We start from the raw sequence: 13,035 nt of genomic DNA on the forward strand, positions 1-13,035 counted from the left end.
TCACCCCTGGCTTGCGGATGCGCAGGCGAGCCTCCGGTGCAACGGTGGGGACCATGAGCCAGACACCGGACGACGAGCACACCGCGACCCAGGGGTATGACCCCGAGCAGGACCCGGACGCCGACCCAGAGATGCTGACCTCCCAGCACCCGGACCACGGCGGCGGCGAGAACCAGCGAGACCCCGCCGAGGGGGCTGAGGGGCCCGAGGACAGCCGCTAACCCTCTCCGCTCTGCTCCTGCGCCTGAGCTGTCAGCCGGAGGTAACGCCGCAGGAAGAGGCCGCTGACTCGGCGACCCACAGCCGGGACGAGCCGCTCGCCGAGCACCGCCAGGTGCGCCGTCGGCCAGGGTGCGAGAATCATCTCCGGGTCCTTGGGCAGCGCCTTGAGCACGACGGCGGCGAGCCGGTCGGGGTCCATCGGGCCCCCCTGGACCTGCCGGACCAGGCGCACGCCCACCTCGTTGGCCCCCGTGGCCGGCAGGCCTGGGTTGATGTTGGTCAGCAGCGGGGTGGCGACGAAGGCGGGGCAGACGATGTTGACCTGCACGCCGTGCCGGCGGGCCTCCACGCGCAGCGCCCGGCCCAGGGTCACCACCGCCGACTTCACCGAGGAGTAGGGAATCATCGCGGGGATCGGCAGGAGCCCGGCCAGCGAGGCCATGATCACCAGCCGGCCGTGGCCCTGCTGGCACACGAGCGGGTAGACAGCGTCCACGCCGTGCACCACGCCGAGCAGATTGACGTCGATCTGCTCCTGCCAGTGCTGGGGAGTCATCTCCTCCTGGACGCCGGCCACCCCGATGCCCGCGTTGTTGTAGAAGATGTCGATTCGGCCGTGGGTGGCGACGACCTCCTGGGCCAGGCGCCGGTAGGCGTCCCGGTCTCGCACGTCCAGGACGAGGTCGTCGTCGTGCAGGGGGTCCCGGTCTGCCACCACAACCGTGTCTCCGCGGGCCCGGTGCGCCCGCGCCAGGGCGGCGCCGATCCCGCGGGCGCCGCCGCTGATGAGCACCACCTGCGGGTCGTCCCGACCTGCACGTCCTGGCACCAGCCGGCGGGCCAGGGAAGTCACCGGGCTCATGGGTCCTCCAGGATCTGCGCCAGGCGCATCGCGTCGTGGGGCGCGTGCACCTTGGTGTCGTTGTCGAAGTAGACGTACACGTCCGCCTGCTGGCGCCACCGCCGGATCCGCGCCGCCCAGTCCTGCAGCGCGGCCTCGCCGTAGCCGCTGACGTAGAGCTCGGTGTCGCCGTGCAGCCGGACGTAGGCAACCGGGCTGGTGATCGCGTCGTAGTACGGCCACAGACCGGCCGCGTCGGCGATGACGATGCCGACCCCGTGGTGCCGCAGCAGGTCCAGCAGCTCGGTGTTGTCGGCGAAAGTGGGGTGCCGGACCTCCAGCACATGCTCTAGCGGGCGGTCGGGATCGACTACCTCCAGGTGCGCGGGCTCCCGCAGCCGGTCGTCGTGCCGGGCCGCGACCTGCGCGGCCTGCCCGTGGGTGCGCGGCAGGCGCGGCAGGAAGTCCTCCAGCTGGGCGCGGTCGTAGCGGTGGCGGGGGGCCAGCTGCCACAGGACCGGGCCGAGCTTGGGGCCGAGTGCCAGCACGCCGGAGGCCAGGAAGTTGGCCAGGGCGGTGTCGATGCCGCGCAGCTTCTTCATATGCGTGATGAAGCGGCTCCCCTTGACCGCGAAGACGAAGTCGTCCGGCGTCGCGGCCGACCAGGCGTTGTAGCTGCTGGGCCGCTGCAGGGAGTAGAAGGAGCCGTTGATCTCCACCGAGCCCATCCGCTGCGCGGCATACTCCAGCTCCTGCCGCTGCGGCAGACCCGTGGGGTAGAAGACGCCCCGCCAGGGCGGGTAGCGCCAGCCGGAGATGCCGACGTGGACCGGATGCCTGCTCACCCCTGGACGGTATGAGGTCCGTCCGCCGTGCGCACGGCGGGGCGGCCGTTACCGTGGGGCAGGTGCAGACCTACACCCACGACGGACTGACCTTCGAGGTTCTCGACGGGGGTCCCCGGGACGGGGAGACCGTGGTGCTCCTGCACGGCTTTCCGCAGGACGCGAGCGCCTATGACGAGGTGACGCCGCTGCTGCACGAGCACGGCCTGCGCACCCTGGCGCCCCACCAGCGGGGTTACTCCCGTGGTGCCCGCCCCCGGCGTGCCTCGGCATACCGGGTCGGCGTGCTGATGGACGACGTGGTGGCCCTGCTCGATGCTGCCGGCATCCGACGGGCGCACGTCGTGGGCCACGACTGGGGCGGAGCCGTCGCGTGGGCGCTGGCCCAGCGCCGACCCGACCGGGTGGCCAGTCTCGTCGTGCTGTCGACCCCGCACCCGCACGCGCTGCGGTGGGCCGCCGGTCGCTCGGACCAGGCCTGGCGCAGCAGCTACATGCTGGGCTTCCAGCTGCCCTGGATGGCCGAGCGCCTGCTGGTCCGGACGGTGCAGGGCGGCGGGATGGTGCGTCGGGGGGTGCCGACGGAGCACCAGCGCAGGTATGCCGCGCGGCTGCGGCGCCCGGAAGACGCGCGGGGCCCGCTGAACTGGTACCGCGCGCCGCTGCGGCCCCGCCTCCGCGGCGCCCGGTGGCACCATCTCGAGGGCGGGGACCCCGGCTGGGCCCAGGCCGCGGTGCGGGTGCCGACCACCTTCGTGTGGGGCCGACATGATGTTTATCTGGGCCGGTCCGCGGCGGAACGGACGGCAGCGTACGTCGAGGCTGACTACCGGTTCGTCGAGCTCGACGCCGGCCACTGGCTGCCCGAGCGGGCCCCGGAGGTGGTGGCCCGGGAGATCCTTGCCCGGGTGCGCGGGACGATCAGCCGCTGAGGAGGTCTAGGCGCACCGAGCGCTCGGCGTTGTCCACGTTGAGGTCGACCAGGCAGATGCTCTGCCAGGTGCCTAGCATCAGCCGGCCGTCCTCCACCGGCACCGTGGCGTAGGGCGGTAGGAACGCCGGCATGACGTGCGAGCGACCATGACCGCGTGTGCCATGCGCATGGATCCAGCGGTCGTCGGCGGGCAGCAGGTCGGCGAGGGCGGCCAACAGGTCCTCGTCCGAGCCGGAGCCGGTCTCGATGATCGCCAACCCTGCGGTGGCGTGCGGGACGAAGACGTGCAGCAGGCCGTCGCCGTGGCCGCGCACGAAGTCGGCGCAGTCGCCGGAAAGGTCGTGCACGACCTCCTCGGCGCCCGTTCGCACGCTGAGCGTGGTGCTCCTCATGGTGCAGTCTCCTTATGTGTAGGGAGTGGGTGCCGAGGGACGGCGACCACCCCGACACTGGCGGTCCAGGACGCCCCAACCGTAACGAAAGACCGGCGATGGGTGACGTGAGCGCGCCGGGTGGACGGCATACTTGCCCGGTGCAGCACTTCTTCCGGCACGAGGTGGACCCGTTGGTCATCGGTGGCCCCGACCATCGCACCTACCTCGCCTTCTACCTCACCCTGCTGGTGCTGCTGGTGTCGGCGCGCGACCTGGCGCGGCGCCGAGAGGAGCTGGTACGCCGGACCCTGGTCCTGGTGAGCGTGGCGCAGCAGCTGGTGATGTATGGCGTCCACCTGGCTCGCGGCGACCGGTGGGCCGCTGCCCTCCCGCTGCACGTGTGCCGGCTGTGCACGCTGCTGGGGCTGGTCTGGCTGCTGACCGGCGAGGACTGGGCGATGCAGGTGGCCTTCTACCTCGGCCTGTTCGCCTACGGCAGCCTGGCCTATCCCTATGGCATCGAGCCCCGGGACCACGTCATGGGCTGGAGCTTCGTGGTCAACCACAGCCTGACGCTGCTGCTGCCGGTGTACGCCGGGGTAGTGCACGGGTGGCGGCCCCACCTGCGTGGCCTGGGGTGGTCCTATCTGGCCTTCCTCGGTTACCTGGCCGTCGCGGACCGCACGAACCGGCGGACCGGGGGCAACTACTTCTACTTGCAGGACCGACCCGTCCTGCGCTCACTGTCGCACCGTCGCTACCTGGCGACCGCTGCGGCGGGTGCAGCCGGCCTCTTCGGGGCGGGGTATGCCGTCTCCCGGCTCTGGGTCCGCGAGTCTTCGCGCTGAGGCGCCTCACCACCGGCAGGGTCTGCTCGGTCGGGTCTGCGGTGGGCGGACCCGCCCCGGTGCCACAAGAGGTCCGTCGGCGCAGCGCCTAGCATGGTCACGTCGAGGTGGACGAGAGAGCGGTGAGCGAGATGGACAACCTCTGGACGGTCGTGGCGATGCTGCTGATTGGGGTGCCGTTGTTCCTCGGTCTGCGTTACCTGGCGACCAAGCGGGCGATCGACCAGGCCCGGCGGCGGCGGTCTGGCCGCTGAGCTTTGCAGCCGCTCGGTAGCCCGGCCGCCGTGCCGCAGCTGGGTGCGCCAGCACTTGCCCGTCCGGTGCCAGACTGCCAGCTCGGCGTGGCCGGGCGGGCAGCGTAGGCTCTCGACCGGGAGGTGGTGATGTGGTGGGGCGGTGGATCTTCCTGGCCGCGCTCGTGGCGCTGCTGGCGCTGGTCGTCGTCCTCGTCCTCCGGGCCCGCGACGCCCTCGCCGACCTGATCGCGCAATCGGGCCCGGACCAGCGCCGGCAGCAGGCCCTGGAGGAGGCTCGAGAGCGGCTGAACAAGGCGGAGAAGGCCCACGCCAAGCGCGTCCGGCGGGCCCGCAAGGAGCTCACCGAGGCCGGTCGCGACCCGGTGCTCGCCAAGGTGGGGCCCGTGATCCTGGCCGCCTGCACCGTCACGGTGAGGAAGAAGGTGCACGAGCTCAGCCCTACCACCGTTTTCCGGGTCGACGTCGAGGGGGAGATCCGGCAGGTGGTCACCCGGCAGGGTGGCCAGGAGAAGCCCATGCGCGATGACCAGCGCGAGGTCTTCGTGACGATCACCGACGACGCCTGGGCCGACGTGGTCAAGCTGCCGCCCGCCCAGCTGGAGGGCGCCCGGCGGCTGGCAGCTGCCGGCGCGGCGGCCGTCCGCAACCTGCAGACGGCACAGGGCGAGCGGGACGTCCGCATCCTGACCGCCGAGGAGGACTTGAGGCGCGTCCTGGCCGACGCCGGGGACGTGGACGCTGCCCGGATGACCCTGGAGGACCTTGAGGGGGTCGGACCCAGGCGGATCGACGTCCCTGAACCGCCACCGCAGCAGGCACTGGACGGCCAGGACGTGCCGGACGGTCTGGAGATGCCGGGCGACGCCGACCTCGGCGACGAAGACGACGGCCCCCTCGGCGGGCGCGAAGACCGCTGACGGGGCTCAGCGTCGGACCGGCAGCACCTGCAGCCCGTCCGTGCCGGCCACCACGACCAGGTCCCCGGCCGGTGCGGCGTCGACCGCCTGGACCAGGGCGTCGACCGACCACGGAGCGGCTCCGTCGTCGGCCCGGACGACCAGCTGTGCCCGCGAGCCGGTGCGCCGGGCCAGCTCGGCCACGATGTCCGGGCCCTCGGCACCGACGAGGAGCACCCGACGGTCGCCCCTGTCACTCGCCTGGCCCTCGGCCGCGGACGAGCCGGTCCTCACCTCGGGGACCAGACCCCGGTCGGAGCGGAAGACCGTCCAGTGGTAGGCCGAGAGCAGCGAGGCGGTGACGAGGACGCCGATGGCGAACCGGGTCCGGCGCAGCGTCTCGGCGTCCAGCTGGCCGGCCAGCCCGTCCTCCAGGAGGAAGTAGACCAGGGTGAGCAGGGCGATGACCGCGGCCAGGCCCATGAGCCCGAAGAGCACCAGCCGGTAGAACCGTCGCGTCGGGGAGGCGACCTCGGTGGTCGGGTCCTGCGCCCGTGCCTGCTGGACCAGGCGCCAGTGCCACCACCACAGGGGCAGGCCGACCCCGAGCAGGACGAGGGCACCCAGCAAGGCGTTGACCGGGGAGCCACCGACGACCAGGTCGGTGCCGGCGGAAAGAGCCTGGACCAGCGTGACCAGCACCATGACTACCCCCGCCGAGGCGGCCCCCAGTCCAACGGTGGACAGCAGGTACTCATAGACCCGGCGCACCTCGTCGCGCGGCGCGGCACGGCGTGCCGCGAGCACCTCCTGGTGGTACCACCACACGAGGATCCCCACGATGATCGTGGCCAGGTGGGCAGGTGCGGTGAGGAAATGCTCCCGGGCCGAGATCGCGTCTGGGTCACCGACCAGCCAGATCAGCAACCGCCACAGCAGCAGGCTTCCGGCGGTCACGGCTGCGACGAGGGAAGCCCCCACCCCGGCGAGCAGCACCAGGGCCAGCCATCCGGTGTCCCGGGGCTTTCGAGCCAGGTCGCGTAGCCAGTAGACCACCCAGAATGCGCCGCCCCCGATGAGCAGGGCCACCCCTTGCAGGATCTCTGGGACCGTCGTCAGGATCATGGAGGTGCCGGTGAGGCCGAGCAGCTCCCGCAATGCGGCCCCCACCACGATGACCAGGCCGGCCGCGGCGGCCACCAAGGTGATGAAGGTGCCGAGGAGACGCTCCAGACCTAGCTGGCCGGGGGCCGTGCTGAGCTGGCCCCAGCGTCGGTGCAGCCACCAGATCGCCAGCCACACCAGCACCTGCACCAGCCCACCCGGGCGCCAGGGGCCGTGCAGGAGTGAGACAGCGGTTGCCTGCCAACCGGAGAGCACCACCAGGAGGCTGACCACGGGCACGAGGGTCAGGTATGCCGTCCACAACGCGGCCCGTCCCTCCCTGGGGTCCGTGCGGTGCCGGCGGCGGGTCCACCAGGCCAGGGCGCCCCACAGCGGCAGGGCGATGACGGTGAAGGTGAGGTACAGGGCCAGCAGGCTGTCGTCCCAGGCTAAGGCGGCCTCGGGGTCCACCGCGGCGTCGAGGAGCCGACCGAGCAGCCCGGTCAGCCCGGATCCGGCGGCGAAGAGCAGGCCGGCCAGGATCAGGTACTGGAAGAACTGCCGCACCGAGTTCCCGGTGAGCTGGGGGCTCCCGCCGCGACGCTGCACGGCCAGGACGGCGGTCGCGACGACCGCCGCCAGGAGGAGCAAGGGGATCAGGCCCAGGATCATGGCCGGCTCACCTCCGGGCGGCAGGTGCGGACCGGCCAGGGGGTGCCGGTGACCAGCCACTCGCCCTCCACCTGCCGCAGCTCCAGGGTCTCCTGGCTGGTCCACTCGGAGGTGCTGAGCGGGCCGCCCGAGGTGCTGACGACGTCCAGGCGCACCGTCGCGCGGTCGCCGTCGGTGGACGTGCCCCTGAGCACCACCCTGGACCCTGGCCTGGTCCGCGACTGCTCGACGTGCCGGGCGGTGCACCCGTCGGCCGGGTCGAGGTGGCGGACGGCTTCCTCCCCGTCCTTGGCGACCGCTGCGACGATGTAGGACTGCACGGTGGCCTCGGGTGAGCCCTCGGCATACTCCGGACCTTGGCGGGTCACGGACAGGACGGCGGCGACCGCCGCCAGCAGCAGCAGGCCCGTGACCGCTGCGAGGAGAATGCGGGTGGCCCGGTCGGACATGCCTGCATGCTCCCATGGGGGACGGGAAAGCACCGGCGCCTCGCCGGGCGAGTTGTCCTGCGACGAGGCGCAGACCGTCGCAGGTCGGCGCAGGGTCGGGGTCAGCCGAGGGCAGCGATCGGTGCCGGCGCGGGCGTGCCCGAGCCGTCCCGCTTGTCGCCCGTCTCGGGCAGCTCCACCGCGACACCGTTGCCGGAGGCAGCCCGCGCGGGAGCGGCCCCCGCCCAGGCCAGGACGAGCGCGTCCTCTCCGCGGACGAAGCGGTGGCAGCGCACGCCGCCAGTGGCCCGACCCTTGCTCGGGTAGGCCCACATGTCGGTCACCTTGACCGAGCCGTTCTCGGTCCCGGGTGGCGCACCCGCGGAGCCGGCCACGGTGACCACCACATTCTCGGCCTCGGGGTCGACGGCAGTGAAGGAGACCGCCGTAGCGCCCGGAGCCAGCTTGACGCCGGCCACCCCGCTGCCGGCCCGGCCCTGGGGCCGCACGAGCTCGGCGGAGTAGTGCAGGAGCTGGGCATCGGAGGTGATGAAGACCAGCGACTCCTCGCCGGTGGCCAGTTCGACCGCGCCCACCACAGTGTCGCCGTCCTTGAGCCCGATCACCTCGAACTCCGACCGATTGCCCGGGTAGTCCGGGTTAACCCGCTTGACCACGCCCTGACGCGTGCCCAGGGCGAGTCCCGGTCCTTGCCCGTCGAGGGTGCACAGGGTCAGCGCCCGCTCGTCCGGCGGCAGGTCGAGGTAGGCGGTCAGCGGCGCGCCGCCGGACAGGGAGGGCGCCTCCGCGGTCGGCGGCAGGGTGGGCAGCTCCAGCACCGACAGCCGCAGCACCCGTCCCGCGGAGGTGACCACGCCGACCTCCCCTCGTGCGGTGGTGCGGACCGTGGCGGTGATGAGGTCGTGCTTCTTGCGCCGGCCCCCGGTGCCGAGGTCGTCGTCGGTCGTGGTCCGTGCCACCAGGCCGGTGCTGGACAGCAGCACCCAGCACGCGTCGTCGGCGACCTCGAGGTCGAGCGGGGTCTTGCCGGCGGCCAGGGTGGCGGCGGACGACATACCCGGTCCGCCCGCCGACTCCAGGAGCACCGTGCGCCGGGGGGTGCCGTGCTGAACCGCCAGCTCGGCGAGTTCCTCACTGACCACCCGCAGCAGCAGCTGCTCGTCGGCGAGGATGGTCTCGAGCCGCTCGATCTCCCGCTGCAGCTCATCGCGCTCGGCCTCCAGCTCGATGCGCGAGAACTTGGTCAGGCGGCGCAGCTGCAGCTCAAGGATGTAGTCGGCCTGGACCTGGGAGAGGTCGAAGACCTGGATCAGCCGTTCCTTGGCGATCCGCGCGTCGTCGGAGGAGCGGATGAGCTGGATGACCTCATCGATGTCCAAGATCGCGACCAGCAGGCCCTCGACCAGGTGCAGCCGGTCCTTCTTCTTGCCCAGCCGGTGCTCGGTGCGGCGCCGCACGACGTCGGTGCGGAAGTCGACATACACCTGGAGCAGCTCCCTCAGGCCCAGCGTGCGGGGCTGGCCGTCGACGAGCGCGACGTTGTTGATCCCGAAGGACTCCTCCATGGGGGTGAGCTTGTAGAGCTGCTCGAGCACGGCCTCGGGGTTGAAGCCGGTCTTGATCTCGATGACCAGCTGCAGACCCTTGGTGCGGTCGGTGAGGTCGATGATGTCGGAGATGCCCTGCAGCTTCTTGGACTGCACTAGCTGCTTGACCTTCTCGATCACCTTCTCGGCGCCCACCAGGTAGGGCAGCTCGGTGACCACGATGCCCTTCTTGCGGGCGGTGACGTTCTCGATCCGGGCGCTGGCGCGGGTGCGGAAGGAGCCGCGCCCGGTCTCGTAGGCCTCGCGGATGCCGTCCAGCCCGACGATCCGCCCGCCCAGGGGCAGGTCCGGGCCGGGCACGAAGCGCATCAGGGCGTCCAGGTCCGCCTCGGGGTGGGCGATGAGGTGCCGGGCGGCCCCGATCACCTCGACCAGGTTGTGCGGCGGCATGTTGGTCGCCATGCCGACCGCGATGCCGGTCGCGCCGTTGACCAGCAGGTTGGGGAAGGCCGCGGGCAGGACCCCGGGCTGGGTGAGCTGTTCGTCGTAGTTGGGGACGAAGTCGACGGTGTCCTCGTCCAGGCTGGCCGTCATCAGCAGCGCCGCCGGCGCCATCCGGGCCTCGGTGTAGCGGCTGGCGGCCGGTCCGTCGTCGAGAGAGCCGAAGTTGCCGTGCCCGTCGACGAGCGGTAGCCGCATGGTGAACGGCTGGGCCATCCGCACCATGGCGTCATAGATCGCGGTGTCCCCGTGCGGGTGGTACTTACCCATGACCTCACCGACCACCCGCGAGCACTTCACATGCGCACGGTCGGGCCGCAGGCCCAGCTCGTGCATGGAGTAGAGGATCCGTCGTTGCACCGGCTTCAGGCCGTCGCGGGCGTCGGGCAGCGCGCGGGAGTAGATGACCGAGTAGGCATACTCCAGGAAGGCACCCTCCATCTCGTCCTGGACGTCGACCTCGACGATCCTCTCCTCGACGTCGAAGAGATCCGGCGCAGAGGTGTCGGGACGGCGGGTGCGGCGGGCCATGGGGTGGTGGTGCTCCTGGACGTGGTGTGGGCGAGGGTCCGGATCAGGGTATGTCGTGCCCGGTCCCGGTCCGCGGAGGCACCGCGAGGGCACAAGGATTCCTGGCTCTCTTGCGCGACAAGGTAGTGACTAGGTACCTTGTGACGCATGGCATCGACGCAGGCGCTGACCCAGCTCCGCAGAGGGGTTCTGGAGCATTGTGTGCTTGCCCTGCTGCGGGACGAGGAACGCTACGGCTACGACCTCGTCACCGAGCTTTCCCAGACTGGCCTGCTGGCCAGCGAGGGCACGATCTACCCGCTGCTCAGCCGCCTGCGCAAGGAGGAGCTGGTGCGCACCTCCTGGCAGGAGTCGCCCAGCGGACCGCCTCGGCGCTACTACGCGCTCACCGACCAGGGGCGGGCGGCGCTGGCCGAGTTCACCCGGTCGTGGACCGACTTCCGGTCCTCCGTGGACCAGATCCTGCTGCGAAAGGACCTCCGATGATGACTGCACTCGACCACCCGCTGGTCCAGGACTACCTAGACCGGCTGCACGCTGAGGCCGCGCGCCTCCCGGTACCCGAGGGTCGGGAGCTGCAGCTGCAGATCCGCGAACACCTCACCGAGGCACTGCCCGACGAGCCTTCCGAGAGCGAGGTGCGCGACGTGCTCGACCGGCTCGGTGACCCCGCCGTCCTGGTGGACGCGGCTGGGGGCGTCACGCCGGGGTCCGGACCTGGCCTCCGGTCCGACTCCGACGGCCCCTGGCGCGAGGCTGGGGCGTTGGTGAGCCTGGTCGGAGCCGGCTTGCTCTTCTGGCTGCCGCTCGTCAACCTCGTGCTGTGGGTCGGTGGCCTCGTGCTGCTCGTCCTTTCCCGCCGCTGGAACGTCGCCGACAAGGTGTGGGGGGCGGTCGTGCTCGGCCTGGGCCCTTTGCCGTTCATCCTCCTCGCGGGGCTTTCCTGGACCACCTCCAGCGAGGTCTGCATGTCCGAGGGGGCAGCGGTCAACCCGGACGAGGGCGCAGCACCTCCCGTGGTCGTCACCTGCACCGGCGGCGACGGCGGCCTGACCCCCCTCAACATGGTCGTGTGGGCCCTGACCATCACTTACGCCGTGGTCTACGTGTGGACGCTGGCGCGGCTGATCCGTCGGGCGGCGCGGCCGGCGGAGCGGTGACCTGATGACGCAGAAGGTGTCCTGTGAGAATGGCCGCCGGCCGGTGGCCATTTCCGGACACCTTCCACACCTGCGCGTTCTCAGCCGTCCCGCATGTCCGACACCGTCGTCAGGGTGTAGCCGGCTCCCCGCAGGGTCGAGACGATCTGCGGCAGCGCCTCACTGGTCTTGTAGCCGCCGAGGTGGGCCAGCACGATGGTGCCCGACGGCGGCAGCGGTGAGGTGGTGCGGCTGACGATCTGGGCGGCCGTGGTGGCCGGGTCCCAGTCGATGGTGTCGCGTCCCCACATGACCGTCACGGGGTAGCCGACACTGGCGGCCAGGCTGCGCACCCGGGCGTCGTGAGCGCCATACGGCGGGCGCCAGAGCGGCTGGATGGGCATCTTGGCCAGGCGCTCCAGCGCCGGCTCTGCGGTGGCCAGCTCGGCACGGACGAAGGCGTCGGTCATGGTCCGGTTGCACGGCGCCGCGGTGGGGGACCCGCCCCCGCCGCGGACCAGGTCGCAGTGGTGGACCGTGTGGTTGCCCAGCTCGAACAGCTCGGGGTGCGCGGCGATCTTGGCCATCACCTTGCGGCCTTGCGTGGAGTCGGCCGACAGGCTGGTCGGGAAGAAGGTGGTGCACACCTGGTTGGCGATCAGGTAGTCCACGATTTGCTCGGCACCCTCCAGCCGTCCACCCATGTCCAGCGTGAAGGCGACCTTCTTGCCGGTGGTGCCCGGGACGGTGGTCAGGACCTTCTGGCTCTCGTTGCCGGGGTAGGTCGGACCGGCCCAGCAGATCCCGCGCTCGCGCTGCACCGCACGGTCGATGTCGAGGCTCATCGACCCGCGCCCGCCGAGCAGGTATGCCGTACGCGGGGTGATGCGCCGCAGCTCGGTGGCCACGGCTCCCGGGAGCGACCCCGGGCGGGTGAGCAGCACCGGGCCCCGGGTGGTCCCTGCCGTCGGCACGGCCGCGAGCGCGTCGGGGTAGGCGTGGCCGGTCGCGACGTGGACACCGGGCCGGTTGGTGCCGAAGACCCGTCGGGAGATCGCGACCGAGGTGGCATACCGGTCCGTGCCGGAGATTCGTTCGGTGGGCGCGAGGGAGCGCAGGTCCTGGACGACGGCGTCAGAGACGGCGCCGCCGGCACCGGCGACGAGGATCCGGCTGGGCTTGAGGCGGGCGATCTCGGCGCGGACCGCGGACGGCACCGAGGTGCGTCCGGTCAGCAGCACCGGGCCGTCCTGGACGGCGGCCGCAGCCCCGGCGGCCAGGGCATCCGGCCAGGCCTGGCCGGTGGCCACCCAGACGATGTCCGCCCCGCCAGGGAAGGCGTCCTGGCTGATGCGCACCGAGGTGCCATAACGGTCGGGCCCCGCGAGGCGGGTGACCGTCCCGGTGGTCAGGGCGCGCAGCTCGGTCAGGACGCCGTCGTTCACGGCGGAGCTTCCGCCGACGACGATGATCCGCCCGGGCTGCAGACGGCGCAGCTCGGCGGCCGTGGCCTCGGGCACCGAGCCGGGGCGGACGAAGAGCACGGGGGCGCCGCGACTCTCGGCGGCGGGTCCGGCGCTGAGCGCGTCGGGGTAGTTGACGCCGCTGGCGACGTAGGCCACCGGAACCCTGGGGGTGAAGAAGCGGGCACTGACCCGGGCCGCGGTCCGGTAGCGGTCGCCTCCCTCGAGACGTTCGACGCGGAAACTCAGGTCTCCCGCAGGTTCCTGCACGGCGGCCTGCTCGGCCGGCGGGGTCGGCTGCGCCTGGACAAGAGCAGGGCTCACGGCGAGGGCAGCGCCGGCCAGCACGGCGGTGAGGCGGGCGACTAGCCGGGTGGTGAGGTGGGTGCTGCTGCGTTCCATGATGGGTTCC

14 protein-coding genes are annotated in these 13,035 nt (G+C 71.8%); 7 read left to right on the forward strand and 7 right to left on the reverse strand.

The genetic code is table 11. The features are described from left to right. The first annotated feature begins 53 nt into the window (after positions 1 to 53). Positions 54 to 221, forward strand: coding sequence for a hypothetical protein (locus FY030_RS16320; protein WP_192498740.1), 168 nt, complete (start codon positions 54 to 56; stop codon positions 219 to 221). Here the strand turns inward: FY030_RS16320 and FY030_RS05885 are convergent. Together FY030_RS05885 and FY030_RS05890 are read right to left on the reverse strand one after the other, a co-directional pair. Then, complete coding sequence (locus tag FY030_RS05885) at positions 218 to 1,084, reverse strand: SDR family NAD(P)-dependent oxidoreductase (protein ID WP_158060692.1); 867 nt, start codon at positions 1,082 to 1,084, stop codon at positions 218 to 220. The genes FY030_RS16320 and FY030_RS05885 overlap by 4 nt on opposite strands. Then, on the reverse strand, positions 1,081 to 1,908 hold the full coding sequence (locus tag FY030_RS05890; protein ID WP_158060693.1) for a DUF72 domain-containing protein: 828 nt from the start codon (positions 1,906 to 1,908) through the stop codon (positions 1,081 to 1,083). Before FY030_RS05890 ends, FY030_RS05885 begins: the two co-directional genes overlap by 4 nt. A gap of 62 nt (positions 1,909 to 1,970) precedes the next feature. Between FY030_RS05890 and FY030_RS05895 the strand changes: the two genes are divergently transcribed. Continuing rightward, the gene (locus tag FY030_RS05895; RefSeq protein WP_238348576.1) at positions 1,971 to 2,840 is read left to right on the forward strand and encodes an alpha/beta fold hydrolase; all 870 of its coding nucleotides are present in this window, start codon (positions 1,971 to 1,973) and stop codon (positions 2,838 to 2,840) included. On the opposite strand, the gene FY030_RS05900 is transcribed toward FY030_RS05895, so the two are convergent. Beyond that, entirely contained in the window at positions 2,830 to 3,234 is a 405-nt protein-coding gene (locus FY030_RS05900) for a YjbQ family protein (protein WP_158060695.1), read from the reverse strand. The genes FY030_RS05895 and FY030_RS05900 overlap by 11 nt on opposite strands. Before the next feature lie 98 nt (positions 3,235 to 3,332). On the opposite strand from FY030_RS05900, the gene FY030_RS05905 reads away from it, so the two are divergent. The 3 genes from FY030_RS05905 to FY030_RS05910 all read left to right on the forward strand — a co-directional run bounded on the left by FY030_RS05905 (position 3,333) and on the right by FY030_RS05910 (position 5,238). Beyond that, positions 3,333 to 4,064, forward strand: coding sequence for a YwaF family protein (locus FY030_RS05905; protein ID WP_192498741.1), 732 nt, complete (start codon positions 3,333 to 3,335; stop codon positions 4,062 to 4,064). 122 nt (positions 4,065 to 4,186) lie between these two features. Further along, the gene (locus FY030_RS17055) at positions 4,187 to 4,318 is read left to right on the forward strand and encodes a hypothetical protein (protein WP_272950546.1); all 132 of its coding nucleotides are present in this window, start codon (positions 4,187 to 4,189) and stop codon (positions 4,316 to 4,318) included. A 131-nt stretch (positions 4,319 to 4,449) separates the two neighbouring features. Continuing rightward, entirely contained in the window at positions 4,450 to 5,238 is a 789-nt protein-coding gene (locus FY030_RS05910) for a hypothetical protein (RefSeq protein ID WP_158060697.1), read from the forward strand. Positions 5,239 to 5,244: 6 nt separating this feature from the next. Here the strand turns inward: FY030_RS05910 and FY030_RS05915 are convergent, their stop codons facing one another. The 3 genes from FY030_RS05915 to FY030_RS05925 form a co-directional block, all read right to left on the reverse strand. Beyond that, entirely contained in the window at positions 5,245 to 6,993 is a 1,749-nt protein-coding gene (locus FY030_RS05915; RefSeq protein WP_158060698.1) for a DUF5671 domain-containing protein, read from the reverse strand. Continuing rightward, the gene (locus FY030_RS05920) at positions 6,990 to 7,442 is read right to left on the reverse strand and encodes a hypothetical protein (RefSeq protein ID WP_158060699.1); all 453 of its coding nucleotides are present in this window, start codon (positions 7,440 to 7,442) and stop codon (positions 6,990 to 6,992) included. Before FY030_RS05920 ends, FY030_RS05915 begins: the two co-directional genes overlap by 4 nt. A 101-nt stretch (positions 7,443 to 7,543) precedes the next feature. Next, complete coding sequence (locus FY030_RS05925) at positions 7,544 to 10,021, reverse strand: DNA gyrase/topoisomerase IV subunit A (protein ID WP_158060700.1); 2,478 nt, start codon at positions 10,019 to 10,021, stop codon at positions 7,544 to 7,546. A gap of 147 nt (positions 10,022 to 10,168) precedes the next feature. Between FY030_RS05925 and FY030_RS05930 the strand changes: the two genes are divergently transcribed. Both FY030_RS05930 and FY030_RS05935 read left to right on the forward strand, forming a co-directional pair. Further along, positions 10,169 to 10,507 (forward strand): PadR family transcriptional regulator, encoded by a 339-nt coding sequence (locus FY030_RS05930; protein ID WP_158060701.1) that lies wholly within the window; start codon positions 10,169 to 10,171, stop codon positions 10,505 to 10,507. Then, on the forward strand, positions 10,504 to 11,181 hold the full coding sequence (locus tag FY030_RS05935; RefSeq protein WP_158060702.1) for an HAAS signaling domain-containing protein: 678 nt from the start codon (positions 10,504 to 10,506) through the stop codon (positions 11,179 to 11,181). Before FY030_RS05930 ends, FY030_RS05935 begins: the two co-directional genes overlap by 4 nt. 80 nt (positions 11,182 to 11,261) lie before the next feature. Here FY030_RS05935 and FY030_RS05940 read toward each other — a convergent pair whose 3' ends face one another. Then, positions 11,262 to 13,025, reverse strand: coding sequence for a cell wall-binding repeat-containing protein (locus tag FY030_RS05940; RefSeq protein ID WP_158060703.1), 1,764 nt, complete (start codon positions 13,023 to 13,025; stop codon positions 11,262 to 11,264). Between the last annotated feature and the right edge of the window lie 10 nt (positions 13,026 to 13,035).

It is taken from the genome of Ornithinimicrobium pratense (assembly GCF_008843165.1).
In the GTDB taxonomy this organism is placed as follows: Bacteria; Actinomycetota; Actinomycetes; order Actinomycetales; family Dermatophilaceae; genus Ornithinicoccus; species Ornithinicoccus pratensis.

Coding starts and splice junctions, on each gene's coding strand:
- FY030_RS05915 (WP_158060698.1), bottom strand. CDS start 6,993: ATGATCCTGGGCCTGATCCCCTTGCTCCTCCTGGCGGCGGTCGTCGCG.
- FY030_RS05885 (WP_158060692.1), bottom strand. CDS start 1,084: ATGAGCCCGGTGACTTCCCTGGCCCGCCGGCTGGTGCCAGGACGTGCA.
- FY030_RS05935 (WP_158060702.1), top strand. CDS start 10,504: ATGATGACTGCACTCGACCACCCGCTGGTCCAGGACTACCTAGACCGG.
- FY030_RS05940 (WP_158060703.1), bottom strand. CDS start 13,025: ATGGAACGCAGCAGCACCCACCTCACCACCCGGCTAGTCGCCCGCCTC.
- FY030_RS05925 (WP_158060700.1), bottom strand. CDS start 10,021: ATGGCCCGCCGCACCCGCCGTCCCGACACCTCTGCGCCGGATCTCTTC.
- FY030_RS05920 (WP_158060699.1), bottom strand. CDS start 7,442: ATGTCCGACCGGGCCACCCGCATTCTCCTCGCAGCGGTCACGGGCCTG.
- FY030_RS05905 (WP_192498741.1), top strand. CDS start 3,333: ATGGGTGACGTGAGCGCGCCGGGTGGACGGCATACTTGCCCGGTGCAG.
- FY030_RS05930 (WP_158060701.1), top strand. CDS start 10,169: ATGGCATCGACGCAGGCGCTGACCCAGCTCCGCAGAGGGGTTCTGGAG.
- FY030_RS16320 (WP_192498740.1), top strand. CDS start 54: ATGAGCCAGACACCGGACGACGAGCACACCGCGACCCAGGGGTATGAC.
- FY030_RS05900 (WP_158060695.1), bottom strand. CDS start 3,234: ATGAGGAGCACCACGCTCAGCGTGCGAACGGGCGCCGAGGAGGTCGTG.